Below are 24044 nucleotides of genomic sequence, written 5' to 3' on the forward strand. Positions count from 1 at the left end.
CGTTCATTTTGAGGCTGCCCGGCAATGAACAATGCCACCACGATGAAGCCCCTGACCCTGGCGCTGTCCAAGGGCCGGATTTTTGAAGAAACCATGCCGTTGCTGGCCGAAGCCGGCATCGAAGTCACGGAAAGCCCGGAAAGCTCGCGCAAGCTGATTTTGCCCACCAGCGACCCCGGCCTGCGCCTGATCATCGTGCGCGCCTCGGACGTGCCCACCTACGTGCAGTACGGCGCGGCGGACCTGGGCATCGCGGGCAAGGACGTGCTGATCGAGCACGCCAAGGAACAGCCCGGTGGCCTGTACCAACCCATCGACCTGAACATCGCCAAGTGCCGCCTGGCCGTGGCCGTGCGCAACGGCTTTGACTACGAAGGCGCGGTGCACCAGGGCGCGCGTCTGCGCGTCGCCACCAAATACGTGCACTCAGCCCGTGAACACTTCGCGGCCAAGGGTGTGTACGTGGACATCATCAAGCTGTATGGTTCGATGGAATTGGCGCCGCTGGTCGGCCTGGCCGACTGCATCGTGGACCTGGTGTCCACCGGTGGCACGCTGCGCGCCAACGACCTGGTCGCGGTCGAAGACGTCATGCCGATTTCATCGCGCCTGATCGTCAACCAGGCCGCGCTCAAAACTCGCGGCGCCCGCCTGCAACCCTTGCTGGACGCCTTCGAAAGAGCCGCCTCCCGCAACGCCTGACCTCCGCCCGCCGCGATACCGCGGCGGCCGCTATTCGCTTTGCTGCATGACGCCATGGCCCTGATCAATCGTCTTGATTCCCGCGATCCCGGATTCAAATCCGCCCTGTCCAAGCTGCTGGCTTTCGAGGCCACCGAGGACGAGTCCATCGACCGCGCCGCGGCCGGCATCCTGGCCGATGTGCGCGCGCGCGGCGACGCCGCGCTGGTGGAATACACCCAGCGCTTTGACCGCATGCCCGGCGCATCGGCCGACACGCTGGAAATCCCCAAGGCCGACTGGCACGCCGCGTTGGCCACGCTGCCCACCGCGCAACGCAACGCGCTGGAAGCCGCTGCCGACCGCGTGCGCGCCTACCACGAGCGCCAACGCGCTGAAACCTGGACCTACACCGAAGCCGACGGCACGCTGCTGGGCCAGCAGGTCACGCCGCTGGACCGCGTGGGCCTGTACGTGCCGGGCGGCAAGGCCGCCTATCCGTCGTCGGTGCTGATGAACGCCATTCCCGCCAAGGTGGCGGGCGTGCAGGAACTGATCATGGTCACGCCCACGCCCGACGGCGTGCGCAACCCCATCGTGCTGGCGGCCGCCGCCATCAGCGGCGTGGACCGCGTGTTCGCCATCGGTGGCGCGCAAGCCGTGGGTGCCCTGGCTTACGGCACGGACACCGTGCCCGCCGTGGACAAGATCGTCGGCCCGGGCAATGCCTATGTGGCCGCCGCCAAGCGCCGCGTGTTCGGCGTGGTCGGCATCGACATGATTGCCGGCCCCAGCGAAATCCTGGTCATCTGCGACGGCAAGACGCCTGCCGACTGGATCGCCATGGATTTGTTCTCGCAAGCCGAGCACGACGAACTGGCGCAGTCCATCCTGCTGTGCCCGGACGCCGCGTTCATCGAAGAAGTGCAAGCCGCCATCGCGCGCCTGCTGCCCACGATGCCGCGCGCCGACATCCTGCGCGTCAGCCTGGCCAATCGCGGCGCGCTGATCCAGGTCCAAAGCCTGGAAGAAGCCTGCCAGATCGCCAACGACATCGCGCCCGAGCACCTGGAAATTTCCACCGAACAGCCCGAAATCTGGACCGCCAAGATCCGCCATGCCGGCGCCATCTTCATGGGCCGTTTCAGCTCGGAAGCGCTGGGTGACTACTGCGCGGGTCCCAACCACGTGCTGCCCACGTCCCGCACCGCGCGCTTCTCGTCGCCGCTGGGCGTGTACGACTTCCAAAAGCGCTCCAGCCTGATCCAGGTGTCGCACCAGGGCGCGCAAACGCTGGGCCGCATCGCCGCCGAACTGGCGCTGGGCGAAGGCCTGCAAGCGCACGCCGCCAGCGCCCAGTACCGGGTCGACAAACCATGAGCGCGGCCCCGGCGGCAGGCGTCGCTGGCTGCATCGACGGCACCGTGCGCGCGGACATCCGCGCGCTGGCCGCCTACCCGGTCGCGCACGCGGATGGCTGCATCAAGCTGGACGCGATGGAATGCCCGTATGAATTGCCCGACGTGGTGCGGGACGATATCGCCCGCACCGTGCGGGACACCCCGCTGAACCGCTATCCCGCCGCCGACCTCTCTGCCTTGCAACAGGCGGTGAAGACCGCGTTCGGCGTGCCCGGCGCGGCCGACGTGCTGTTCGGCAACGGCTCGGACGAACTGATCCACATCGTCGTGCAGGCCTGCTGCAATCCGGGCGACGTGGTGCTGTCGCCGTGGCCGTCGTTCGTTTATTTCGACATGGCGGCGCGCTTTGACCACGCGCGCTTTGTCGGCGTGCCGCTGACCGAAGACCTGACCCTGGATCTGCCGGCGATGCTGGCCGCCATTCGCGAACACCAACCCAAGGTGGTGTTCCTGGCCGTGCCCAACAACCCCACCGGCGGCCTGTGGTCCGACGAAGACGTGCAGGCCATCATCGCCGCCGCACCCGGGCTGGTGGTGCTGGACGAGGCCTATCAGCCCTTCGCCGACCGCACCTGGATGCCGCGGGTGCTGGATGCGCCGAACGTGGTCGTGATGCGCACGGTGTCCAAGATCGGCCTGGCCGGCCTGCGTTTTGGCTACCTGGCGGGTCACCCCGACTGGATCGCCGAACTGAACAAGCTGCGCCCGCCCTACAACCTGGACGTGCTGACGCAAGCCACGTTGATGGCGGTGTTGCGCCACAAGCCCGTGCTGGACGCACAGGCCGCGCGCCTGCGCGCCGACCGCGCACCGCTGGCCGACGCGCTGGCCGCCTTGCCGGGCGTCAGGGTATTCCCTTCCGCCGGCAACTTCGTACTCGCCCGCTTTTCCGGCAAGCTGGACGGCAACGCCGTGCATCTTGCGCTGAAAACGCGCAAAATATTGATTCGCAACTTTTCCAACGCCCATCCGCTCCTGGCGAACTGCCTGCGCATCTCGGTGGGCGCCCCGGCCGAGAACGCCGCCTTGCTGGCTGCCCTGCAAGAGATTTTGAGTGCTTAACATGCGTACCGCAGAAATCACCCGCAACACCAACGAAACCCGCATCCGCGTGGCCATCAACATCGACGGCACCGGCAAGCAGACGATCGACACGGGCGTGCCTTTCCTGGACCACATGCTGGACCAGATCGCGCGTCACGGCCTGATCGACCTGGACATCAAGGCCGAGGGCGACCTGCACATCGACGCGCACCACACGGTGGAAGACGTCGGCATCACGCTGGGCATGGCGATTGCCAAGGCCGTGGGCACCAAGGCCGGCCTGCGCCGCTACGGCCACGCGTATGTGCCGCTGGACGAAGCGCTGTCGCGCGTCGTGGTGGACTTCTCGGGCCGCCCCGGCCTGGAATATCACATCCCGTTCACGCGCGCCCACATCGGCAATTTTGATGTAGACCTGACGCGCGAGTTCTTCCAGGGGCTGGTCAACCACGCCCTCATCACCCTGCATATCGACAACCTGCGCGGCTTCAACGCCCACCATCAGGCTGAAACCGTGTTCAAGGCCTGTGGCCGCGCCCTGCGCATGGCCATGGAAGTCGATCCGCGCATGGGCGACGTGGTGCCGTCCACCAAGGGCGTGCTGTAACGTTCGCCAACCCCCACCGCAGCAGGCAAAAGAAGTGACCACTATCGCCATCGTCGATTACGGAATGGGCAATTTCCATTCCGTCGCACGCGCCCTGAAGTTCGCCGCCCCCGACGCGGACGTCCGCATCTGCAACCAGCCCAAAGACATCGACGCGGCCGACCGCGTGGTGTTTCCCGGGCAGGGCGCGATGGCGGACTGCATGCGGACCCTGAATGAATCCGGCCTGCGCGAAGCCGTCGTGCGCGCCGCCCGCAACAAGCCCCTGTTAGGCGTGTGCGTGGGCGAGCAGATGTTGTTTGATTCCAGCGAAGAAGGCGGCACGTCGTGCCTGGGCTTGTTCCCCGGCCTGGTACGCCGCTTTTCCGGCCCCCGTTTCGCCGACCTGATCCCCGCCGATGACGAAGCCTGCCTGGCAGACACCGGCGACGCGGGCCTGGCCGACACCCGCCCCGAACGGCTCAAAGTGCCGCACATGGGATGGAACAAAGTCCGCCAGACGCGCTCTCATCCCATCTGGGACGGCATTCCGGACGACACGCACTTCTATTTCGTCCATAGTTACTACGCCGATCCGGACGATTCCGGCCTGACAGTTGGTGAAACCGATTACGGCGTCGCCTTTACCTGCGCAGTGGCGGCGGCTAACATTTTCGCGGTGCAGTTCCACCCCGAAAAGAGCGCCGAGCACGGTTTGCGCCTGTATCGCAATTTTGTAGACTGGCAGCCGTAGGCATAGAGCCGACAGCGCCAGCCCATTCAACCCCTCTTTCTTTTTTGCTGCCCACCATGCTGCTGATCCCCGCCATCGATCTCAAAGACGGGCGCTGCGTGCGCCTGCGCCAGGGTGACCTGGACGATGCAACGGTGTTCTCCGAAGACCCCGCCGCCATGGCCACCCGTTGGCTCGACCAAGGCGCGCGTCGCCTGCATCTGGTCGACCTGAACGGCGCCGTTGCCGGAAAGCCGAAGAACGAAGCGCCCATCAAGGCCATTCTGGAAGCCGTCGGCGACGACATCCCCGTCCAGATCGGCGGCGGGATTCGCGACCTCGACACCATCGAACGCTACCTTGATGCCGGCATCTCCTACGTGATCATCGGCACCGCCGCGGTCAAGAACCCGGGCTTCCTGCAAGACGCCTGCGGTGCTTTCCCCGGTCAGATCATCGTTGGCCTGGACGCCCGCGACGGCAAGATCGCCACCGACGGCTGGAGCAAGCTGACCCGCCACGATGTGCTGGACCTGGCCAAGAAGTTCGAAGATTACGGTTGCGAAGCCATCATCTACACCGATATCGGCCGTGACGGCATGCTGTCGGGCGTCAACGTCGAAGCCACGGTGCGCCTGGCCCAACACGTGCGCATCCCCGTTTACGCCTCGGGCGGCATCGCCGGCATCCAGGACATCGAAGCCCTGTGCGCCGTCGAGGAAGAGGGCGTCGAAGGCGCCATCCTGGGCCGCAGCATCTACGAAGGCACGCTTGATTTCCAAGCCGCGCAGGCGCGCGCCGACGAATTGGCAAAATGACCCTCTCTCCCAGCAGCACCGAGGCCGGCGCGCCCGTAGCAAGCGCGCTGACCCGCCGCATCATCCCCTGCCTTGACGTCACCGCCGGCCGCGTCGTCAAGGGCGTGAATTTCGTCAACCTGCTGGACGCGGGCGACCCCGTCGAGATCGCCCGCCGCTACAACGAGCAAGGCGCGGACGAACTGACGTTCCTGGACATCACCGCCACCAGCGACGGCCGCGACCTGATCCTGCCCATTATCGAGCAGGTGGCGTCGCAGGTTTTCATCCCGCTGACCGTGGGCGGCGGCGTGCGCCAGGTGTCCGACATTCAGCGCCTGCTGAATGCCGGCGCCGACAAGATCAGCATCAATAGCGCCGCCGTGGCCAACCCCGAACTGGTGCGCGCCGCGTCCGACTACCACGGCTCGCAATGCGTGGTGGTGGCCATTGACGCGCGGCGCGTGTCGGCCGACGGCGAACCCGCGCGCTGGGAAGTCTTCACCCATGGCGGCCGCAAGGCCACCGGGCTGGACGCCGTGGCCTGGGCGCGCCGCATGGCCGCCTACGGCGCGGGCGAAATTCTCTTGACCAGCATGGACCGCGACGGCACCAAGTCCGGTTTTGACCTGGAATTGACGCGCGCCGTATCCGACGCCGTGCCGGTGCCCGTCATCGCCTCGGGTGGCGTGGGCAACCTGCAACACCTGGCCGATGGCGTCACCACCGGCCGCGCCAGCGCCGTGCTGGCCGCCAGCATCTTCCACTTTGGCCAGCACACCGTTGGCGAGTGCAAGCGCTTCATGGCCGAACAAGGCATTACCGTACGGTTGGATTAACTATGAGCACCGAACCCGCCTGGATGGCCGACGTCGTCTTTGACGAAAACGGCCTGATCCCCGCCATCGCCCAAGATGCCCAAAACGGCCAGATCATGATGGTCGCCTGGATGAACCGCGAATCCCTGGCCGAAACGGCCGCCACCGGCCGCGCCGTGTACTGGTCGCGTTCGCGCCAGCGCCTGTGGCGCAAGGGCGAAGAGTCGGGCCACGTGCAGGAAGTGCACGAATTGCGCCTGGATTGCGATGGCGACGTGATCTTGCTGAAAGTGCACCAGGAAGGCGGCATCGCCTGCCACACCGGGCGCGCCAGCTGTTTTTTCCGCCGCCTGGAAGGGCCGACGGACCAGGCATCCTGGGTCACGGTTGACCCGGTGCTGAAAGACCCCGAACTGATCTACAAATGACCGATCAAACGCTAAGCGCCGCCGATATCCTGGCACGCATCGCCGACACGCTGGAAACCCGCCGCCCCGAAAACGGCGGCGACCCGGCCGCGTCCTATTCCGCCAAGCTGCTGGCCAAGGGCCCCGATTCCTTCCTGAAGAAGATCGGCGAAGAAGCCACGGAACTGGTCATGGCCGCCAAAGACGGCGTGCCGGATCGCATCGTCAGCGAAACGGCCGACCTGTGGTTTCACTGCCTGGTCGCGCTGACGCACTTCAAGCTGCGGCCGGAAGACGTACTGGCCGAATTGGCCCGCCGCGAAGGCCTGTCGGGCCTGGCGGAAAAAGCCAGCCGCCCCAAAGACTGACCCCGGAGCCCGGAAAATGAGCGACAACTGTCTTTTTTGCAAGATCGCCGCTGGCGACATCCCGTCCAAGAAGGTCTATGAGAACGAGGACTTTGTTGCATTTCACGATATCAATCCGGCAGCACCGGTACATTTGCTGCTGATCCCTCGACGTCATGTCACATCCATGCAGGATATTACGGCCGAGGACGCAGGTTGGTTGGGTAGAATGATGTCGTTGGCGCCGCGGCTAGCAGCCGAAAACGGTTGCCGTCCGGGCCCTGATGGCGGATTTCGCATCATGATCAACTCTGGCGTCGAAGGCGGCCAGGAAGTCCCGCATTTGCATTTCCACATCATCGGCGGCTCGCGACCCTGGAAAGGACGCGTGGCCCCCACCGCGTAATTCGGAGAAACATCATGGGTAGTTTCAGCATTTGGCATTGGTTGGTCGTTCTGGTCATCGTGGCGCTGATTTTCGGCACCAAGAAACTGCGCAACATCGGCTCGGATCTGGGCGGTGCGGTGAAGGGTTTCAAGGAAGGCATGAAGGACGCCAACGGCGACAAGCCCGCCGACCCGATCGCGCAACAGCGCGTGTCCGGTGAAACCATCGACGTGCAAGCCAAGGAAAAGACCAACTCCTGAGCCCCCGGCTCGTCTCCCGGGCCCGCCCCCAACGGGGCCGGCCCTTATTGCTTCAATTCCCGAGCGGCCGTCGAATGTTTGATGTCAGCCTCACTGAACTGATGGTGATCGGCGTCGTCGCCTTGATCGTCATTGGCCCCGAACGCCTGCCCAAGGTTGCCCGCACCGTCGGTCACCTGTTGGGGCGAGCGCAGCGTTACGTCAACGACGTGAAGTCCGATATCCAGCGCGAAATCGAAATCGACGAGCTGCGCAAATTCAAAAGCGAAATGGAAGACGCCGCGCAGGGCGTGCAGCAGTCGCTGAACGAAACACACGCGTCCTTGCAGGAACCGGTGCAGCAGTTCCGTGCCGAACTGGACGAAGTGGCCCGCGAGGCCAATGGCAAGGTCGCGCCGGTGATCGTGGGCGATGCGCCCGCCGCCGCCGCCACGCCCGCAGCCCCGCTGGCAGCCGCCACCGAGCCCGCCCGCACCATCGCGCCGCCCAGCCAGAACCACAGCCTGGACCTGGACTTGCCGCCGGCGGCCGATACCGCCACGGCGCCTGCCGCGCCCATCCCATCACAACCCGCCCCGGCGCCCCGCGCGCCCACGGCTGACGACGCCGCGCCCGCCGCCAAGCCCGTCCCGCCCTCCGGAACACCGACGTGACCCAGGACGCCTCTCAAGAAGAAGGCCAGCAAGAGACCTTCATCTCTCACCTGGTCGAATTGCGGACCCGATTGTTGCGCGCCGTGGGCGCCGTCGTGGCCGTGTTCATCGTGCTGTTCATCTACCCCGGCGCCTCGGCCATCTATGACGTGCTGGCCGCGCCGATGCTGGCCTCGCTGCCCGAAGGCACGCGCATGATCGCCACGGGCGTCATCACGCCGTTCATGGTGCCCGTCAAGGTCACCATGATGGCGGCCTTCATCGTGGCGCTGCCCGTGGTGCTGTACCAGGCGTGGGCCTTCGTGGCGCCCGGTCTGTACCGCCACGAAAAGCGCCTGGCGCTGCCGCTGATCGTCTCCAGCACGTTCCTGTTCATCGCGGGCATGGCGTTCTGCTACTTCGTCGTGTTTCGCACGGTGTTCCATTTCATTGCCACGTTCGCGCCGCAGTCCATCACCCCGGCGCCGGACATCGAGGCCTACCTCAGCTTCGTCATGACGATGTTCATGGCATTCGGCATCACGTTCGAAGTGCCCGTGGCCGTGGTGTTGCTGGTGAAGATGGGCATAGTCGAGCTGTCCAAGCTGCGGGCCGCGCGTGGTTACGTGGTGGTCGGCGCCTTCATCATCGCGGCGGTGGTCACGCCGCCGGACGTGGTCAGCCAGTTCATGCTGGCCGTGCCGCTTTGCCTGCTTTACGAAGTGGGGCTGATCTGCGCCCGCATGGTGCAGCCCAAGCCCGGCGCGGCCGACGACGCCGTGTCCGATTCGCTAACCGAACGGCACTGACACCGGCTGGCATGGCATCGTCTGAAAGGGTCGCTTCGGCGGCCCTTTGCGTTTTTGCTTCGCGCATCGCACGAAGGGGGCCGGTATAGGACTGTTTCACCCTTGTGGGCTGCCGCGCGCGACTCTACATTGCAGGCATGTCGCCTGCTCAAAGGCTACGCGCCCTGATGCGGTGGCGTGGCATCCATAGTCAAAACCAGTTGGCGCGCCTTTCCGGCGTGCCGCAATCCTGCATCCATCGGATCCTAACGCGTGGGGAAGATTACTCGCCGTCCCGCACGACGCTGCTACGTCTGGCCAAAGCGCTGGACACCAGCGTGCCCTGGCTGAGCGACGGCGTGTTGGGCCCCACGGAATCGGGCGCCAGCAGCCTGCCGCCCGGGTACGGCTCACAGCCGCCCGCCATGCCAAAGTCGTGCAAGCCCGTGGTGGACGGCTACTGCGCCGAAATCGGCGCCATCCTGCAACACCAGCCCGACACCACGAAGCGGGCCGTGCTGTCGGTGGTTCGACTGTTAGCGGATAAGTCGCGCAATGGCTAGCGTTGTAGCTGGCGCCATGGCTAGCGCGGCTTGCCCGGGCGCGTGCCCACCACCACCGCCACTTCGGCAGGCTTGCCCGCGCGCAAGATGCCCAGCGTGGCGCGCTGGCCGGGCGGCAGCTGCGCTATCTCGGGCAACAGCTGCGACGTATCGGCCATGCGCTTGCCATTGACCGATTGCACGATATCGCCAACGCGCAGGCCGCCGCGCGCGGCGGGGCCATCGCGCATCACGCCGGCAATGATCACGCCCCGCGTCTCGCCCTTGAGCTCAAACGCGCGCGCCAGCTCGGGCGTCACGTCCTGCGGCTCCACGCCCAACCAGCCGCGCTTGACCGAACCCGTCTTGACGATGTCGTCCATGACCTTGCGCGCAATCTCCACCGGCGTGGCAAAGCCGATGCCCATCGACCCGCCTGATTCCGAATAGATCGCCGTGTTGATCCCCACCAGATTGCCTTGCGCGTCAACCAGCGCACCGCCCGAATTGCCGGGGTTGATGGCGGCATCGGTCTGGATGAAGTTCTCGTAGGTGTTCAGCCCAAGCCCGTTGCGCCCCAACGCCGACACAATGCCTTGCGTGGTGGTCTGGCCCACGCCAAACGGGTTGCCTATCGCCAGCACCACGTCGCCCACGCGCAAGCCCCGGTCGGCCGCAAGCGTGGCCACCGGCAAGGTGCGCAACGAGCTCAGCTTCAGTACCGCCAGGTCCGTGTCCGGATCCGCGCCCACCACTTTTGCCGTGTCGCGCCGGCCGTCCGCCAGCGCCACCTCGATGGCGTCGGCCGCCTGCACGACGTGGTAGTTGGTCAGCACATGGCCGTCCTGGCTGACGATAACTCCCGACCCCAAACTGGTCGTGGCCTGCCGCCGGCTCATGCCGGGCACCTGCCCGAACAGCTGGCGCAGCACCGGGTCATCGGGCAGCGGCACCAACGGCACATTGACGTGCTTGGTGGTGTACACGTTCACCACGGACGGCGCCGCGCGGGCCACGCCATCGGCGTAAGACACGGGGCCCATCCCGGTGCCGGCCGGGGGCCGGGCGGCCGTCGCGGCGGCAGGCGCCGCCGCGCCTGGGCCGGCAAGGCGCAGCAGGTCGGGTCGCAAGGTCGTGACCACGAATAGAATAGCCAGGCAGACCGTGACGGCCTGAGCAAATATCAGCCAATATCGGCGCATGATTCTGATAGGACAAGCAATGAAAAAAGTGGACTCCCACGTGCTGGCCAGCTGGCTGGACGACACCCTGCAAGCCGCGCGCTTCAAGGACTACTGTCCGAACGGCTTGCAAGTGGAGGGCCGATCCGAAGTCGGACACATTATCACCGGTGTCACCGCCAGCGAAGCGTTACTGCGCGCGGCCGTTGAGCGGGGCGCCGACGCGGTGCTCGTGCATCACGGCTGGATGTGGCGCAACGAAGACCGTCGCATCATCGGCACGCGCCGCACGCGCATGGCGCTGGCACTGAAGAACGACCTGAACCTGTACGCCTATCATTTGCCGCTGGACGCGCACCCCACGCTGGGCAACAACGCGCAGCTGGCCCGCGTGCTGGGCCTTGCGCCCGCGCGCCGCGACGACGGTTCCCCGCGCACCTGCGGGCAAGACAATCTGGTGTGGCTGGGCGAGGCCGCCGGCGTGCAAACGCTGGGGCAGTTGGGCGAACGCGTGGCTGAACGCCTGGGCAGGCAACCGCTGGTTGTGGGCAACCCTGACCAGCCCTTGTCCACCGTGGCTTGGTGCACGGGCGGCGCGCAAGGCATGCTGGCCGACGCCGTGGATGCCGGCGCCAGCGCCTACATCACCGGCGAAGTGTCCGAATCCACCGTGCATCTGGCGCGCGAGACCGGCGTGGGCTTCATTGCCGCGGGCCACCATGCCACCGAACGATACGGCGCACAGGCGCTGGGCCAGGCGGTGGCCGAGCACTTCGGCATCAAGGTCGAATTCATCGACCTTGATAACCCGGCATAAAGCTAAACCGGCATAAAGCGGTGACGCCCGCCGCGGACATTACCCAGCGGGCAGCAAGCCCGTGGCGCATGGGCCACACGGGCTGGTGCGGTGTCTTATTTCTTGAGCAGGTCGCGAATTTCGCGAAGCAGCGCCACGTCTTCGGGCGTTGCGGCCGGCGCGGCCGGTGCTTCCTCGGCCTTGGTGCGGGCCTTGTAGATGGCTTTGACCATCCAGAAAATCACAAACGCCAACAACACGAAGTTGATGATGATGGTGACGAAATTACCCCATGCGAACACATTGGCGCCCGCCTTGGTGAGGTCGGCATACGTCATCGGGCCGTTGTAGCCGGCAGGCATCGACAGCACCAGGAATTTGTTCGAGAAATCAACGGAGCCACCCAGGATGAAATTGACCAGCGGCATGATGATGTCTTTAACCAACGAATCGACGATCCTGCCGAACGCCGCACCGATGATCACACCAACAGCTAGGTCAACTGCGTTGCCTTTTACAGCGAAATCTCGGAATTCTTTGACGAAACCAGTCTTTTTGCTCATAAAAGCACTCCCTTCGTGATACGCCCTTGAGTGGGCTGGCGCTATAATACGCGGTTGCTATGTTGTTACATATTCCCGCGAACCCGATGCCGCAGAAGTGATGCTACTCGTAGAGCGGGCGCATCAACAAGGATAGGAAGATGAGTCAGGATACGCTGGTACACGATGATGACGGTGCGGTTGATCCCAACCTGCCACCTGATCCTTCGCGACGTTTCTGGGTTACCACCGCCTGTGCTGTGGGTGGCGTAGCAGGTGTCGCAACGGCAGTGCCGCTTGTGAGCACGTTTTCTCCCTCTGAAAAGGCCCGCGCGGCCGGGGCCCCCGTTGAAGTGGATATCGGCGACATACCCGTCGGCACCATGAAAACCGTGGAATGGCGTGGGAAGCCGGTGTGGATCATTCACCGTTCTCCCGAACAGCTCGCCGCCCTCAAGACGCTAGACCCTTTACTGGCCGATCCCGACTCCAAGCGGCCTGGCTTCACTCCCAAATACGCCGAAAACGAGGCTCGTTCGCGCAAGCCCGAGATCTTCGTTTGCGTCGGCATCTGTACCCACTTGGGCTGCTCGCCCACCTCGCACTTCGAAACGGGCGGCGGTGGCGGCATGGGCGCCAACTGGCAAGGCGGTTTCCTCTGCCCCTGCCACGGCTCCACGTTCGACCTGGCTGGCCGGGTCTACAAGAACAAGCCTGCTCCCGATAATCTCGAAGTACCGCCCTACCAGTATCTGAGCGACACCCGCATCATTGTGGGCGTCGATGAAGACAACAAGGCCTGACGCTCGCGTCGCGCTTTTTTCCCGATTACGTAAGTAAAACAAATACGCCACGTATTAGAGAAGGAGCCGTTACATGGCTGGCGAGAAAACCGTCGAGACAACAGGCCTGTTGGGGTGGCTGGACCGGCGTTTTCCGGTGACATCCACCTGGAAAGCCCATCTGTCCGAGTACTACGCACCAAAGAATTTCAACTTTTGGTATTTCTTTGGCTCTCTGGCCTTATTGGTCCTGGTGCTGCAGATCGTGACCGGCATTTTCCTGGTCATGCATTACAAGCCGGACGCCGAACGCGCGTTCCAATCCGTTGAATACATCATGCGCGAGGTCCCTTGGGGCTGGCTCGTGCGCTACATGCATTCAACCGGCGCATCGATGTTCTTCGTCGTCGTCTACCTGCACATGTTGCGCGGGCTGCTTTACGGTTCGTACCGCAAGCCGCGCGAACTGGTGTGGATCTTCGGCGTGGCGATTTTCCTCTGTCTGATGGCGGAAGCCTTCTTCGGCTACCTGCTGCCCTGGGGCCAGATGTCGTACTGGGGTGCCCAGGTGATCGTGAACCTGTTCGCCGCCATTCCGTTCATCGGCCCCGAGCTGTCGATCTGGATCCGCGGCGACTACGTCGTGTCGGACGCCACCTTGAACCGCTTCTTCGCCTTCCACGTCATCGCGATTCCGCTGGTGCTGGTCGGCCTGGTCGCGGCCCACCTGGTTGCGCTGCACGAAGTCGGTTCGAACAACCCGGACGGCATCGAGATCAAGCAGGGCCCGAAGGACAAGTACGGCCGGCCCAAGGATGGCATTCCGTTCCACCCGTTCTATTCGGTGCATGACCTGATGGGCGTGGCGGGCTTCTTGCTCGTGTTCGCGTTCATCGTGTTCTTCGCGCCGGAAATGGGCGGGTACTTCCTCGAGTTCAACAACTTCATTCCTGCTGACTCGCTGAAGACGCCTCCGCACATCGCGCCGGTCTGGTACTTCACGCCGTTCTACTCGATGCTGCGTGCCACCACCGACGAATTCACGTGGGTGCTGGCGGGTGCATCGGTGCTGGGTGCGCTGGTATTGCTGATCAAGAGCAATATGCGCGGCATCCTGCGCTTTGTGGTCCCGGGCATCCTGATCGCCGTGGCCGTGCTGCTGCGCGTGATCGACGCCAAGTTCTGGGGCGTGGTCGCCATGGGTGGCACCGTCGTCATCCTGTTCTTCCTGCCCTGGCTGGACCATTCCCCGGTCAAGTCGATCCGCTACCGCCCCACGTGGCACAAGTGGATCTACGGCATCTTCATGGTCAACTTCCTGGTGCTTGGCTACATCGGTACGCAGCCGCCCAGTCCGCCGTTGAACATCACGTCGCAAATCGGCACGCTGCTGTACCTGGCATTTTTCTTCCTGATGCCGGTCTGGAGCCGCCTTGGCACCTTCAAGCAAGTGCCCGATCGCGTTACGTTCCACGCCCACTGAGCCCACCAGATAACGGATTAACCATGATCAAGAAGCTGATTGGTGCCGTGGCCTTGATGCTCACGTGTACCACCGCATTTGCCGCCGAAGGCGGTTTCCCGCTGGACAAGGCGCCGTACCGCGTCAACGACATGTCGTCGCTGCAAAACGGCGCCAAGTTGTTCGTCAACTACTGCTTGAACTGTCATAGCGCGTCCTCGATGCGCTACAACAAGCTCAAGGACATCGGGCTGACCGACCAGCAAATCAAGGAAAGCCTGCTGTTCACCGGCGAAAAGGTGGGCGACATGATGACGGTTGCCATGTCACCCAAGGACGCCAAGAAATGGTTTGGCACGACGCCCCCGGACTTGTCCGTCATCGCCCGTGCCAAATCGGTCAACGCCGGCCCGTCCGGCGCCGACTACATCTACACCTACCTGCGCACCTTCTACCGTGACTCGTCGCGCGCGACGGGCTGGAACAACCTGGTTTTCCCGGCCGTGGGCATGCCCCACGCGCTCTGGGAACGCCAGGGCCCGCGCGAGCTGACCACCACGGCCATGCACGAAGTGGAAGTGAAGGATGCCAAGGAAGGCGCACCCAAAACCTGGGAACGCGTCACGACGGTGTACGATGCTCAAGGTTTTTCCACGGTCAAGGCCGAACCGGTAGCTGATTACCGGGGCCATGCCACCTTTGATGCCAAATTTAAGGCCGCCAACCCGGCCCAAGTCGCAACATACGACAACGACGTCGCAGACCTGACCGCGTTCATGTCCTGGATGGCAGAGCCCGTCCAGACTTTCCGCGTCCGTCTCGGCGTTGGCGTCATGTTGTTCCTGCTGTTGTTCTTCCTGGTTACGTGGCGCTTGAACGCCTCGTACTGGAAACACGTGCGCTAACCGCAACGCCCCGCCAGGCATGCAAGCCGCTACCTATTCTTAATAAGGGACGGCAACGGAGGATAGGGCCGTACGCCTATCCCGTCTGGCAATTGGGGCCAGCGCCTGCTAGATTTAGGCGCTGGCCTTTCGTTTTTCATAAAGGACTTTCACCATGATGGTGCTCTATTCCGGAACCACGTGTCCGTTTTCGCAACGCTGCCGCTTCGTGTTGTTCGAAAAAGGTATGGACTTCGAGATCCGTGACATCGACCTGTACAACAAGCCCGAAGACATCGCGGTGATGAACCCGTACGGTCAAGTGCCCATCCTGGTCGAACGCGACCTGGTTCTGTACGAGTCCAACATCATCAACGAGTACATCGACGAGCGCTTCCCGCATCCGCAACTGATGCCGGCCGACCCCGTCATGCGCGCCCGCACCCGCCTGTTCCTGTACAACTTCGAGAAAGAACTGTTTGTTCACGTCTCGACGCTGGAAGACCGCAGCGCCAAGCCCGACGAGAAGAAGCTGGCCAACGCGCGCCAGAACATTCGCGACCGTCTGGCCCAACTGGCCCCGATGCTGCTGAAGAACAAGTACATGCTGGGCGAGGAATTCTCGATGCTGGACGTGGCCGTGGCTCCGCTGCTGTGGCGCCTGGACCATTACGGCATTGAACTGCCCAAGAACGCTGCTCCGCTGCAAAAGTACGCCGAACGCATCTTCTCGCGCCCGGCCTACATCGAAGCGCTGACGCCTTCGGAAAAAGTGATGCGTCGTTAAGGCTGGTTGTGTGATGGGTGAAACTTCGACCAAACCGTATCTGATCCGCGCACTGCACGAGTGGTGCACCGACAACGGCTACACGCCGTACATCACCGTACAGGTCGATGAGCACACCATGGTGCCCGTCGCGCATGTGCGTGACGGTCAGATCACACTGAATGTCGGCACGCTGGCCACCAACCGTCTGGTGCTGGGCAACGAATTCATTGAATTCCAAGCCCGCTTCAGCGGCGTGACCGAAAACGTCTACGTTCCCGTTGGCGCCGTCAGCGCCATCTACGCACGCGAAACCGGCGCGGGCATGGGCTTTGAAGTTCAGCCCTATGAACCGCCGGAGGCCGGCGCCCAGGGCGCGGCGGAACCCGCCGCCCCCGAAGGCTCCGATGCCCAATCCGACGCCCCGACCGGCGACGACGGCGGCAACGACGACGAACCCAAGCGTCCGCGCCTGACCATCGTCAAATAGCATCCGCTACCCAAAGACGGCGTGCCTGGCACGCCGTCTTTGCTTTCCGATACATCCACGATTCAAGGCATCCCACGCAACGGCGGAAGGGGTGCGTAGAGCTGCGTCCGGCCACGGGCGCCATTCAACCAAGCGGATCCGGTTTACGTCTGTAGGAGCCACTCGTGCCTGGGGTCATTGCGAAACGCCCACTCTCGACGCGGACCCGCCATTGTGTTCAGGTAGTAAAGATCGTAGCCATGGGGCGCGACGCAAGGATGGTAGCCGCGCGGCACCTGCACGACATCATGGTCTTCGACCGCCATCGCCTCGTCCAGGCTGCGATCATCTGTGTACACGCGCTGGAACGCGAACCCTTGCGGCGGATTCAGGCGGTGGTAGTACGTCTCTTCCAATTGCGTTTCGCCCACGCCTGCCGTGTCGTGCTTGTGCGGCGGATAGCTTGAAGCATGCCCGGCCGGCGTGACCACTTCAACCACCAGCAGGCGTTCGGCCACATCGGCTTCAGGCAGGATGTCGCACACGTGCCGCGCATTGCTGCCTTGCCCACGCACCCTGCGTTGCATCGCCATCGGCTCGATCACGCGCGGAGGGTGACGCCCGAGCGCCGGGGCAAAGCAAATTCCCAGTTCGGCATTGGCAACGGCGCGTATCGACACGCCCCTGCCCGGCGGCACGTACACGGCATATGGCGACACGGGCTCGAACACGGACGCGCGGCTGCCCAGTGCCCGATAGCAATGCGCGCCAACGCTTACGTCCACTTCGCCCGCCAACACCACGATGCAGCATTCGCGCGCGTCCGTACTGAACAGCTCTTCCTCGCCCGGCAGCATGCGCACGGCGCGAAACCCCACATGCTTCCACCCCGCGCTGGCCGGCGTGACTTCCACGATTTGCCGGCCCTCCGCGTTGGCCTTGATCAATAAGCTCATCCTTGATTTCCTTGAAGGTCGCGCACAACGGCGGACAGGGTTTGATAGCCCAGCTTTGCATATTGGTAGGGAGGCGCAACGGCGGGGTCCTGCTCGGCCTCAACGACAAGCCAGCCTTCGTACCCCGCATTGCGCAACGTCGCCAATACCGCGCCAAAGTCGATGCACCCGTCTCCGGGCACGGTGAACACGCCGTTCATCACCGCATCCAGGAATGACCAGCCCTCGTTGCGCGCCGCTCTTGCGATGCCGGGCCGCACATCCTTGCAATGCACATGCACGACTCGATCCGCATGCCGCGCCAACCGAGCCACCACATCGATGTCCTCGCCGGCGATGGCTCCCGCCAAATAGCAATGTCCTGTGTCGAACAACAGACCGACGTTCTCGTCCGTGACCGCCATCAATCGATCGACGTCATCGGCTGTTTCAACATAGGCGCCCATGTGATGGTGATACGCCAGGGTCAGACCGTAGTTCGCTTTCAGGTGCGCGCCATAGGCGTTCAAGCGCTTGCCATAGTCGTTCCATGAAGCGTCGCAACGCCAGCGTGGCCGCTGGGCCAACGGCGTGCCGCGGTTTCCCTGGATCGAATCGGCGACCTCGCCATAGACCACCACGTTGCAACCCTGCGCCCGCAGCTTTTCCATATGCACCGCGCCGGCGCGGATTTCGGCGTCCAGCCCCTGATGCGCCAGTCTGCCGGAATGCCAGCCAGACACGCACACCACGCCATGCCGGGCCAACACGGCTTTCAGGTGCTGTGGCGACCGCGGAAATTTGTTGCCCAGCTCGAAGCCCGCGTAACCGATTCTGGCGCCTTCAGATAACGCGGTGGAAAGCGGCGTGTCACCGCCCAAGGAAGGCAGGTCGTCATTGCTCCACGATATGGGATTGACGCCAATGCGCACGTTCCAGGTGGTCTCTGCATTCACGTTGCCAGCTCCTTCAAATTTCCTGTCGGCGTTTATCGGCCACGTAAGCCGCGTGGGCCGCCCTTGATTGAACACGGTCGCAGACTTCGGGCACTGCCACCTCCCACCAGCAACCGCCGTCCGATGTGGTGCGCGAGGCCGACGTGTCAATGACCAATACCGTGCTGTGTGGACTGGCGCGCGCCTCGCGCAAGCATTGCGTGAGTTCGGCCACGTCGTGCACGTGCATGGCATGTGCGCCCAGGCTGCGGGCGTGCGCTGCGAAGTCGATGCGTGGCGCGACGCCCGCGGGCAAGACACAGTCATCCAACAAGTTGTTGTAGTTTTCGCCGCCGCAGGCGCGCTGCAGGCGGTTGATGCATCCAAAGCCCCGGTTATCCAGTACCACGATGATCAGCTTGATCCCCAACATGGCCGCTGTGGCGATTTCGGAATTCATCATCAAGTAGGATCCGTCGCCCACCAGCACGATGACTTCCTTGCCAGGCCGGGCCAGCTTGACGCCAAGGCCTCCGGCAATTTCGTATCCCATGCAGGAATAGCCGTATTCCACGTGATAGCCGCCGGGTTGGCTGCTGCGCCACAGCTTGTGCAGCTCGGCGGGAAGCGTGCCGGCGGCGCTCACGACAATGTCATCGCTTGCCGATGTCGCATCGGAGGACTGCACCGCACCGATCACGTCGGCCTCATAGGGCAAGCCCTCAGGCACCGCCGTCGTCAATGCCAGGACCCGATCACGCCATTGCGCAGCAAGCCGTCGGGCATCAGCAGTCCAGTCGGTATCGGCGCGCCAGCCCGTCAACGCCTGGCCCAATTGGGCCAGGGCCAGCGCAGCGTCCGCCACCAGAGCCTGGCCACGCCGCTTGCCGGCATCCAGCGCCTGCACGTTGATGGACAGCAATGGCGTATCACCGAAAAGCGCGTTCGAGCCGGTTGTGAAGTCCTGCAGGCGCGTGCCCACCGCGATGATCAGGTCCGCGCGTTCGGCAACGGCGTTCGCCGCGGGGGACCCGGTAACGCCGATGGCGCCCAGGTTCAAGGAATGGTCCCATGCCAGCGTGCCCTTGCCGGCTTGCGTCTCTGCCACGGGTACGCCACAGGTCGTGGCAAACGCGGCCAGCGTCTGCGATGCCCGCGCATAGAGCGCACCGCCCCCCACCACCAACAGCGGACGGCGGGCGCCGCGAACGGCCTGCGCCGCGCGTTGAAGCGCGCCCGCGTCCGGGGGCGGACGCAGGAAGTGCAAGGGTGCGGGTTGCAGGAATGAAGTCGGACAATCGAACGCCTGCGTCTGTACATCCTGCGGCAGAGCCAGCGTGGCGGGTCCACATTGGGCGGGATCCGTCATGACCTGGATGGCGCGCGGCAAAGCGGTCAGGATCTGCTCGGGCCTGACCAGCCGATCGAAGTAGCGCGACACGGGACGGAACACGTCATTGGCCGTTGTATCGCCGCTATCAAACGACTCGATCTGCTGAAGGACGGGATCGGGCGCGCGCGAGGCAAAGGTATCGCCGGGCAGCAACAAGACCGGTAGGCGATTGACATGCGCAAGCGCCGCGGCAGTCACCATGTTGGTGGCGCCCGGGCCGATAGACGTGGTGGCGACCATGATGCGTCGGCGCATATGCGCCTTGGCATAGGCGATGGCCGCATGCGCCATCGCCTGCTCGTTGTGAGCCCGCATGACAGGCAACGCATCGCGCGTATCCGCCAATGCCTGGCCCATGCCCGCCACATTGCCATGACCGAAGATGGCCCATACGCCCCCTACATACGGGGTCAGCGAGCCATCCGGCTCTTGGACGCGCAATGCGGCCAGATAGCGTGTCAGTGCTTGCGCCATCGTCAGGCGCACGGTTTGCCGGGCGCTCATGACGCCGCCCTCTCGGCTGGCGTCGAGGCGGGATCGTCGCCCACGTCCACCGCCCTGCCGACGGCGGCACGGCTTTGTTGCCACCCGGCGATCAACGCGCGAAAGCCCGCGGCCACGCGCTCGACCAATTCAGTGTCGTCAATCTCGTCGCGCAGCCACGCTGCGGCAGGCTCGTACCAGACGCTGCGGCCGATCATGAAGCCCTTTACCACTTGTGCCCGTGCCGCTGAGAAACCGTGCAGCAAGGCCGGCACCGGCAGGTTCATGCCCAGGATGACGGCGCCCCGACAATGCGGATCGCGTTGCGTCACCAACTGGTCCAGCGCCTCCCAGGACTCGGGTTCCATCATGCCGAGCTTCCACCATTCCGGGCGGATATCCAGGTTGTACAAGCGCCGCACCGCGCGCAGCACGGCGTCATCCGCCGGTTCGCCCATGAGCATTTCGTCGGGGGGAATGATCTCCAGCAGTAGTTCGTGGCCGCTATGGCGCGTGGCTTCCCAGACGTGCCGCAATTGGTTTTCTTGCTCGACGCGCAACAGCGCATCGTCATCGGGGTGGTAATGCACCAGACACTTCACCACGTGTTCGCGAGGCCATTGCCGCAGGCGCGATGCCAGCGATCGGCCGCCATCAAAACGCAGCGGGCGCGAGCCCGGCAGTTCGATGGGCCTGCCCACCCACCAGCCTCGGCCGGTGGAGTCGTGCAGGCTTTGGTCGCCGTAGACGTCGTCGATCAGTACCCCAATGCGGCCTTGCACGGCGGGGGCCTCGGCCACCACATCGACCGCGCGCACGATCAAACGCTTGAGCGCAGCAACGTCTTCATGGGTACGCCCGTGGTGAGCGGCCAGCTCGTAGAATTGCGACCGATGATCAAACGCCAGCACGTAGAGTTCGTGCCAATCCGGACGCGGCGTGGTCACGCGATGCAGATGCGACAGCGTGGCGTCCGTGTCCGGGCGTCGAGACTTATTGCCCGACAGCCAGTAGTCCAGTTCTGCTTGCGTCGGCATCGCCGGCGCGCAGCCGTGCCGCGACACCACGATGGCCCCGCAAGCGTTCGCCATGCGCGCCGACTCCTGCCAGCCCCGGCCTTGCAGCAAGCCCGCCATCAGGCCGGCGGCGAAGGCGTCGCCTGCCCCCAGCACATTCAGAACCTGCACGTTTTCACCCTCGGCCACTAGGGCGGCGTCGAGATGCTCGGGTACGTCGCCCACCACGATGGCGCAGCCATAAGGCCCCCGCTTGACCACAAGCACGGCCGCCGAATGTGCGCGCACCGTCCGCAACGAGGCCATCAGGTCTCCCGGCGCGCCGCCGGCGATCAGGAATTCCTCTTCGGTACCAATGATCAAATCGAAATGCGCCAGCATTGCCTGCAACTGAACGCTGACGTCAGCGTCCGGCACGTAGCGGCGTTCTCCATCGCCCCGGGCGGCCAAGCCCCATAGCACCGGGCGAAAGTCGATATCCAGGATGCGTGTCACGCGATGCCGAGCCGCCAGTTGCAACGCGCGCACGGACGCCTGGCGCACCCCTGCTGTGCTCAGGTGCGTGCCCGTGGTCAGCAACGCGCGGCATTGCGCAATGAATCCTGGGTCGATGTCGTCCGAGTCAAGCGCCATATCGGCGCAGTTTTCGCGATAGAACAGCAGCGGAAACGTATCGCGATCCTTGATGCCAAGCATCGCCAGTCCCGTCAGCCGTTGCGGATCCTTGCGCACCTGGCTGACATCGCATCCTTCGCCTTCCAATTGCGCAAGCAGGAAGCGGCCCATCTGTTCGTCGCCCACGCGGGAAATCATCGCGGACCTCAGCCCCAGGCGCGCCGCGCCCGAGGCGATGTTGGCAGACGAGCCACCCAGGTATTTCGCAAAGCTCGAGACCTCTTCCAACGCGCATCCGATCTGCTGCGCATACAAATCCACCGCCAGACGGCCCAGGCAAGCCAGGTCAAAGCGGCGTCCTTCGGGAAAGAATAGTTGGTTCATGGCACCCTCAGACGATCACGCCTTCAAGATCACGCATCAGGGCCTTCATCTCGGCCCCACCCGCCATCATGTCCAGAACCTCTTCCTTGGAGATGGCGTCTTTTCGGTATGAACCCAACGAACGGCCGCGATTCAACAGCGTGAACCGGTCGGCGACGGGGTAGGCATGATTGACGTTGTGCGTGATGAAAATGACCGCGATGCCGCGTTCGCGCGCCGTGGCTATCAGCTTGAGCACATTGGCTGATTGCTTGACGCCGAGCGCCGCGGTGGGCTCATCCAGAATCAGGACCCGGGCGCCAAAGTGCATGGCGCGCGCAATCGCCAGGCATTGCTTTTCACCCCCCGACAGCGTGCCCACGGCCTGATGCGGGTCGCGCACCCGTATCCCCATTTCACTCAGCTTCTCGCGCGCCGTGTTCGCCGCGCCGCGATGATCCATTACCGGCAGCAGGCCCAACCAACGGCGCGTGGGCTCGCGACCCATGAAGAAATTCCGGGCGATGCTCATCAATGGCACAAGCGCCAAGTCTTGGTAGACCGTGGCGATACCGGCGTTCAGTGCATCGCGCGGCGAGGTGAAGCGGGCGGGTTTGCCATCCAGCAGGTAGCGTCCTTCATCCGGCGGGTGTACGCCCGCCAGCGTCTTGATCAGCGTCGACTTGCCGGCGCCGTTGTCGCCGAGCAGGCAATGCACTTCACCGGCACGCAGTTGAAAAGTCACGCCGTTCAGTGCAATCACCGAGCCAAACGTCTTGCGTATGCTTTCCAGTTCAATGATGTATTCGCTCATGGCGGTTCCTTTACCGCGCGGCCACGGCGACACGGCGGCGCACAAGGCTGTTGAACACCACCGCAAGCAGCAGCATGATGCCCAGGAAGACGCGATACCAGTTGTTGTCGATGCTGGTGTAGCCAATGCCGATCTGTACGACGCCGAATATCACCGCGCCAAACGCCGCCCCGATGACCGAGCCAAAGCCGCCCGTCAACAAGCAGCCGCCGATGACGGCCGCAATAATGGCTTCGAACTCTTTTTGCAGGCCGCGGTCGGCCGCCGCCGAGCCGGCGTCCATGACTTGCAGGACAGCGAACAAGGCCGAGCAGAACGCCATGATCATGAACAGGATGAGCTTGACCCGCGCAACGGGGATGCCCATGTTCTTGGCCGCCGTGGCGTGCCCGCCGGCGGCCAGCACCGCGTTGCCAAATCGGGTGCGGGCCAGCACAAACGCGCCGACTGCCGCCACGCCAAGCCACCATGCGACGACCTTGGGCAGACCGATGGCCAGCGCACCGCCTCCTTCGCGCGCATCGATCCACCCTACTGTCGCCAGGCCGTCGAACAGGCCTGTCAGCAAATAGCCCTGGAACAGCGTCTGCATGAGCCAGTCCGCTTCCAGCAAGTCACGCAGGATCAAGGGCCCATTGGCGCTGATGATGGTCTTGCCGGTGAACAGGGTGGACAACGCCAGCGTCAACCCGCGCAGGATGTAATAGAACGCCAGCGTGACGATGAAAGACGGCAGACCCGTGCGGATGACCAGAAACCCGTTGAGCGCACCAATGGCCATGCAAAGGCCGAACAGGAACAGACACGCCAGCCAAGGAGGCCACCCCCAGTACAGCACCGGGATGGCCAGCCCCATGCCCGCGAAGCCGATCATCGATCCGATGGACAGGTCAAATTCGCCGCCAATCATCAGCAAGGCAGCGCCTGTGGCCAGGATGCCGATGAAGGCCGCCACCGTCGCCCAGTTGACAATGCCTTCGGCGCTGAACATGCCGGAGTTGCCGGCCACCAGACCGAAGATGAGAAAGACCGCCACCGTCCCGGACACCGACGCCGCTTCCGGGCGGCCCAGTAGCCGCTGCGGCCAGGCCAGGGATTGCACGCGTTCGTCGGCCGGTGACGCCATCGCTGCCGAGCTTTCTGTCATGTCGTGTTCCTTTGCGC

Annotated in this window: 28 protein-coding genes; 20 read left to right on the forward strand and 8 right to left on the reverse strand. The window is 64.0% G+C overall.

The window, feature by feature from the left end:
* The first annotated feature begins 24 nt into the window (after nt 1–24).
* From hisG to V6F88_RS09275, 14 genes are all read left to right on the forward strand, one after another.
* Nucleotides 25–702 (forward strand): ATP phosphoribosyltransferase, encoded by a 678-nt coding sequence (gene hisG, locus V6F88_RS09210; RefSeq protein WP_100853529.1) that lies wholly within the window; start codon nt 25–27, stop codon nt 700–702.
* Between the two features lie 54 nt (nt 703–756).
* Nucleotides 757–2061: a histidinol dehydrogenase gene (hisD, locus tag V6F88_RS09215; protein ID WP_332609057.1), complete on the forward strand. Its 1305-nt coding sequence runs from the start codon at nt 757–759 to the stop codon at nt 2059–2061.
* The gene (hisC, locus tag V6F88_RS09220) at nt 2058–3164 is read left to right on the forward strand and encodes a histidinol-phosphate transaminase (protein ID WP_332609058.1); all 1107 of its coding nucleotides are present in this window, start codon (nt 2058–2060) and stop codon (nt 3162–3164) included. The genes hisD and hisC overlap by 4 nt, the downstream gene beginning before the upstream one ends.
* A 1-nt stretch (nt 3165) precedes the next feature.
* The gene (hisB, locus tag V6F88_RS09225) at nt 3166–3753 is read left to right on the forward strand and encodes an imidazoleglycerol-phosphate dehydratase HisB (RefSeq protein ID WP_006216836.1); all 588 of its coding nucleotides are present in this window, start codon (nt 3166–3168) and stop codon (nt 3751–3753) included.
* A 34-nt stretch (nt 3754–3787) separates the two neighbouring features.
* Entirely contained in the window at nt 3788–4486 is a 699-nt protein-coding gene (locus V6F88_RS09230) for an imidazole glycerol phosphate synthase subunit HisH (RefSeq protein WP_104144701.1), read from the forward strand.
* Nucleotides 4487–4542: 56 nt separating this feature from the next.
* A complete protein-coding gene (gene hisA, locus V6F88_RS09235) occupies nt 4543–5283 on the forward strand; it encodes a 1-(5-phosphoribosyl)-5-[(5-phosphoribosylamino)methylideneamino]imidazole-4-carboxamide isomerase (protein WP_046805342.1) in 741 nt (246 codons plus the stop codon).
* The gene (hisF, locus tag V6F88_RS09240; RefSeq protein WP_332609063.1) at nt 5280–6101 is read left to right on the forward strand and encodes an imidazole glycerol phosphate synthase subunit HisF; all 822 of its coding nucleotides are present in this window, start codon (nt 5280–5282) and stop codon (nt 6099–6101) included. The genes hisA and hisF overlap by 4 nt, the downstream gene beginning before the upstream one ends.
* 2 nt (nt 6102–6103) lie before the next feature.
* Entirely contained in the window at nt 6104–6508 is a 405-nt protein-coding gene (gene hisI / locus V6F88_RS09245) for a phosphoribosyl-AMP cyclohydrolase (protein WP_332609064.1), read from the forward strand.
* Nucleotides 6505–6855: a phosphoribosyl-ATP diphosphatase gene (locus V6F88_RS09250; protein WP_046805262.1), complete on the forward strand. Its 351-nt coding sequence runs from the start codon at nt 6505–6507 to the stop codon at nt 6853–6855. Before hisI ends, V6F88_RS09250 begins: the two co-directional genes overlap by 4 nt.
* A gap of 16 nt (nt 6856–6871) precedes the next feature.
* Complete coding sequence (locus V6F88_RS09255; RefSeq protein WP_332609065.1) at nt 6872–7240, forward strand: histidine triad nucleotide-binding protein; 369 nt, start codon at nt 6872–6874, stop codon at nt 7238–7240.
* Nucleotides 7241–7254: 14 nt separating this feature from the next.
* Nucleotides 7255–7482, forward strand: coding sequence for a Sec-independent protein translocase subunit TatA (gene tatA, locus V6F88_RS09260; protein ID WP_046805260.1), 228 nt, complete (start codon nt 7255–7257; stop codon nt 7480–7482).
* A 74-nt stretch (nt 7483–7556) separates the two neighbouring features.
* Nucleotides 7557–8135, forward strand: a complete 579-nt coding sequence (gene tatB / locus V6F88_RS09265; RefSeq protein ID WP_332609068.1) for a Sec-independent protein translocase protein TatB — start codon at nt 7557–7559, stop codon at nt 8133–8135.
* The gene (gene tatC, locus V6F88_RS09270) at nt 8132–8923 is read left to right on the forward strand and encodes a twin-arginine translocase subunit TatC (RefSeq protein ID WP_332609069.1); all 792 of its coding nucleotides are present in this window, start codon (nt 8132–8134) and stop codon (nt 8921–8923) included. Before tatB ends, tatC begins: the two co-directional genes overlap by 4 nt.
* A gap of 137 nt (nt 8924–9060) precedes the next feature.
* Nucleotides 9061–9465: a helix-turn-helix domain-containing protein gene (locus V6F88_RS09275; RefSeq protein ID WP_332609070.1), complete on the forward strand. Its 405-nt coding sequence runs from the start codon at nt 9061–9063 to the stop codon at nt 9463–9465.
* Nucleotides 9466–9485: 20 nt separating this feature from the next.
* Here V6F88_RS09275 and V6F88_RS09280 read toward each other — a convergent pair whose 3' ends face one another.
* Nucleotides 9486–10646 carry a trypsin-like peptidase domain-containing protein gene (locus tag V6F88_RS09280; RefSeq protein ID WP_332609072.1) on the reverse strand — a complete coding sequence of 387 codons (1161 nt, stop codon included), beginning with the start codon at nt 10644–10646 and terminating at the stop codon, nt 9486–9488.
* 19 nt (nt 10647–10665) lie between these two features.
* Between V6F88_RS09280 and V6F88_RS09285 the strand changes: the two genes are divergently transcribed.
* Nucleotides 10666–11442 carry a Nif3-like dinuclear metal center hexameric protein gene (locus V6F88_RS09285; RefSeq protein WP_332609074.1) on the forward strand — a complete coding sequence of 259 codons (777 nt, stop codon included), beginning with the start codon at nt 10666–10668 and terminating at the stop codon, nt 11440–11442.
* Nucleotides 11443–11537: 95 nt separating this feature from the next.
* Here V6F88_RS09285 and mscL read toward each other — a convergent pair whose 3' ends face one another.
* Nucleotides 11538–11984, reverse strand: a complete 447-nt coding sequence (gene mscL, locus V6F88_RS09290; RefSeq protein WP_332609076.1) for a large conductance mechanosensitive channel protein MscL — start codon at nt 11982–11984, stop codon at nt 11538–11540.
* A gap of 140 nt (nt 11985–12124) precedes the next feature.
* On the opposite strand from mscL, the gene petA reads away from it, so the two are divergent.
* The 5 genes from petA to V6F88_RS09315 all read left to right on the forward strand — a co-directional run bounded on the left by petA (nt 12125) and on the right by V6F88_RS09315 (nt 16347).
* Entirely contained in the window at nt 12125–12766 is a 642-nt protein-coding gene (gene petA / locus V6F88_RS09295; protein ID WP_332609078.1) for a ubiquinol-cytochrome c reductase iron-sulfur subunit, read from the forward strand.
* Nucleotides 12767–12839: 73 nt separating this feature from the next.
* The gene (locus V6F88_RS09300; RefSeq protein ID WP_332609080.1) at nt 12840–14228 is read left to right on the forward strand and encodes a cytochrome b; all 1389 of its coding nucleotides are present in this window, start codon (nt 12840–12842) and stop codon (nt 14226–14228) included.
* A 23-nt stretch (nt 14229–14251) separates the two neighbouring features.
* Entirely contained in the window at nt 14252–15112 is an 861-nt protein-coding gene (locus V6F88_RS09305; protein ID WP_332609081.1) for a cytochrome c1, read from the forward strand.
* Nucleotides 15113–15266: 154 nt separating this feature from the next.
* Nucleotides 15267–15878: a glutathione S-transferase N-terminal domain-containing protein gene (locus V6F88_RS09310; RefSeq protein ID WP_006216817.1), complete on the forward strand. Its 612-nt coding sequence runs from the start codon at nt 15267–15269 to the stop codon at nt 15876–15878.
* Between the two features lie 13 nt (nt 15879–15891).
* Entirely contained in the window at nt 15892–16347 is a 456-nt protein-coding gene (locus V6F88_RS09315) for a ClpXP protease specificity-enhancing factor (protein WP_319308883.1), read from the forward strand.
* 143 nt (nt 16348–16490) lie between these two features.
* Here the strand turns inward: V6F88_RS09315 and iolB are convergent, their stop codons facing one another.
* The 6 genes from iolB to V6F88_RS09345 are packed head-to-tail and all read right to left on the reverse strand — an operon-like array spanning nt 16491 to nt 24027.
* Nucleotides 16491–17282, reverse strand: coding sequence for a 5-deoxy-glucuronate isomerase (gene iolB / locus V6F88_RS09320; RefSeq protein ID WP_332609082.1), 792 nt, complete (start codon nt 17280–17282; stop codon nt 16491–16493).
* Nucleotides 17279–18217, reverse strand: a complete 939-nt coding sequence (gene iolE, locus V6F88_RS09325) for a myo-inosose-2 dehydratase (RefSeq protein ID WP_332609084.1) — start codon at nt 18215–18217, stop codon at nt 17279–17281. Before iolE ends, iolB begins: the two co-directional genes overlap by 4 nt.
* 13 nt (nt 18218–18230) lie before the next feature.
* Nucleotides 18231–20093 (reverse strand): 3D-(3,5/4)-trihydroxycyclohexane-1,2-dione acylhydrolase (decyclizing), encoded by a 1863-nt coding sequence (gene iolD, locus V6F88_RS09330; RefSeq protein WP_332609085.1) that lies wholly within the window; start codon nt 20091–20093, stop codon nt 18231–18233.
* Nucleotides 20090–22087, reverse strand: a complete 1998-nt coding sequence (locus tag V6F88_RS09335) for a bifunctional 5-dehydro-2-deoxygluconokinase/5-dehydro-2-deoxyphosphogluconate aldolase (protein ID WP_332609087.1) — start codon at nt 22085–22087, stop codon at nt 20090–20092. The genes iolD and V6F88_RS09335 overlap by 4 nt, the downstream gene beginning before the upstream one ends.
* Before the next feature lie 7 nt (nt 22088–22094).
* Nucleotides 22095–22880 carry an ATP-binding cassette domain-containing protein gene (locus V6F88_RS09340; RefSeq protein WP_332609088.1) on the reverse strand — a complete coding sequence of 262 codons (786 nt, stop codon included), beginning with the start codon at nt 22878–22880 and terminating at the stop codon, nt 22095–22097.
* A 10-nt stretch (nt 22881–22890) separates the two neighbouring features.
* Nucleotides 22891–24027 carry an ABC transporter permease gene (locus V6F88_RS09345; RefSeq protein ID WP_332609090.1) on the reverse strand — a complete coding sequence of 379 codons (1137 nt, stop codon included), beginning with the start codon at nt 24025–24027 and terminating at the stop codon, nt 22891–22893.
* Nucleotides 24028–24044 lie beyond the last annotated feature (17 nt).

The organism is Achromobacter sp. ESBL13, from assembly GCF_036668755.1.
GTDB lineage: Bacteria > Pseudomonadota > Gammaproteobacteria > Burkholderiales > Burkholderiaceae_B > Achromobacter.

Excerpts from the sequence above, each read along its gene's own strand:
- V6F88_RS09310 (WP_006216817.1), top strand. The coding sequence starts at position 15,267 with ATGATGGTGCTCTATTCCGGAACCACGTGTCCGTTTTCGCAACGCTGC.
- hisG (WP_100853529.1), top strand. The coding sequence starts at position 25 with ATGAACAATGCCACCACGATGAAGCCCCTGACCCTGGCGCTGTCCAAG.
- V6F88_RS09340 (WP_332609088.1), bottom strand. The coding sequence starts at position 22,880 with ATGAGCGAATACATCATTGAACTGGAAAGCATACGCAAGACGTTTGGC.
- mscL (WP_332609076.1), bottom strand. The coding sequence starts at position 11,984 with ATGAGCAAAAAGACTGGTTTCGTCAAAGAATTCCGAGATTTCGCTGTA.
- petA (WP_332609078.1), top strand. The coding sequence starts at position 12,125 with ATGAGTCAGGATACGCTGGTACACGATGATGACGGTGCGGTTGATCCC.
- V6F88_RS09275 (WP_332609070.1), top strand. The coding sequence starts at position 9,061 with ATGTCGCCTGCTCAAAGGCTACGCGCCCTGATGCGGTGGCGTGGCATC.
- tatA (WP_046805260.1), top strand. The coding sequence starts at position 7,255 with ATGGGTAGTTTCAGCATTTGGCATTGGTTGGTCGTTCTGGTCATCGTG.
- V6F88_RS09315 (WP_319308883.1), top strand. The coding sequence starts at position 15,892 with ATGGGTGAAACTTCGACCAAACCGTATCTGATCCGCGCACTGCACGAG.
- hisF (WP_332609063.1), top strand. The coding sequence starts at position 5,280 with ATGACCCTCTCTCCCAGCAGCACCGAGGCCGGCGCGCCCGTAGCAAGC.
- V6F88_RS09280 (WP_332609072.1), bottom strand. The coding sequence starts at position 10,646 with ATGCGCCGATATTGGCTGATATTTGCTCAGGCCGTCACGGTCTGCCTG.
- V6F88_RS09300 (WP_332609080.1), top strand. The coding sequence starts at position 12,840 with ATGGCTGGCGAGAAAACCGTCGAGACAACAGGCCTGTTGGGGTGGCTG.
- hisD (WP_332609057.1), top strand. The coding sequence starts at position 757 with ATGGCCCTGATCAATCGTCTTGATTCCCGCGATCCCGGATTCAAATCC.
- hisB (WP_006216836.1), top strand. The coding sequence starts at position 3,166 with ATGCGTACCGCAGAAATCACCCGCAACACCAACGAAACCCGCATCCGC.
- V6F88_RS09345 (WP_332609090.1), bottom strand. The coding sequence starts at position 24,027 with ATGACAGAAAGCTCGGCAGCGATGGCGTCACCGGCCGACGAACGCGTG.
- hisA (WP_046805342.1), top strand. The coding sequence starts at position 4,543 with ATGCTGCTGATCCCCGCCATCGATCTCAAAGACGGGCGCTGCGTGCGC.
- hisC (WP_332609058.1), top strand. The coding sequence starts at position 2,058 with ATGAGCGCGGCCCCGGCGGCAGGCGTCGCTGGCTGCATCGACGGCACC.
- V6F88_RS09250 (WP_046805262.1), top strand. The coding sequence starts at position 6,505 with ATGACCGATCAAACGCTAAGCGCCGCCGATATCCTGGCACGCATCGCC.
- V6F88_RS09255 (WP_332609065.1), top strand. The coding sequence starts at position 6,872 with ATGAGCGACAACTGTCTTTTTTGCAAGATCGCCGCTGGCGACATCCCG.
- tatB (WP_332609068.1), top strand. The coding sequence starts at position 7,557 with ATGTTTGATGTCAGCCTCACTGAACTGATGGTGATCGGCGTCGTCGCC.
- V6F88_RS09335 (WP_332609087.1), bottom strand. The coding sequence starts at position 22,087 with ATGAACCAACTATTCTTTCCCGAAGGACGCCGCTTTGACCTGGCTTGC.
- hisI (WP_332609064.1), top strand. The coding sequence starts at position 6,104 with ATGAGCACCGAACCCGCCTGGATGGCCGACGTCGTCTTTGACGAAAAC.
- iolB (WP_332609082.1), bottom strand. The coding sequence starts at position 17,282 with ATGAGCTTATTGATCAAGGCCAACGCGGAGGGCCGGCAAATCGTGGAA.
- V6F88_RS09285 (WP_332609074.1), top strand. The coding sequence starts at position 10,666 with ATGAAAAAAGTGGACTCCCACGTGCTGGCCAGCTGGCTGGACGACACC.
- V6F88_RS09305 (WP_332609081.1), top strand. The coding sequence starts at position 14,252 with ATGATCAAGAAGCTGATTGGTGCCGTGGCCTTGATGCTCACGTGTACC.
- iolD (WP_332609085.1), bottom strand. The coding sequence starts at position 20,093 with ATGAGCGCCCGGCAAACCGTGCGCCTGACGATGGCGCAAGCACTGACA.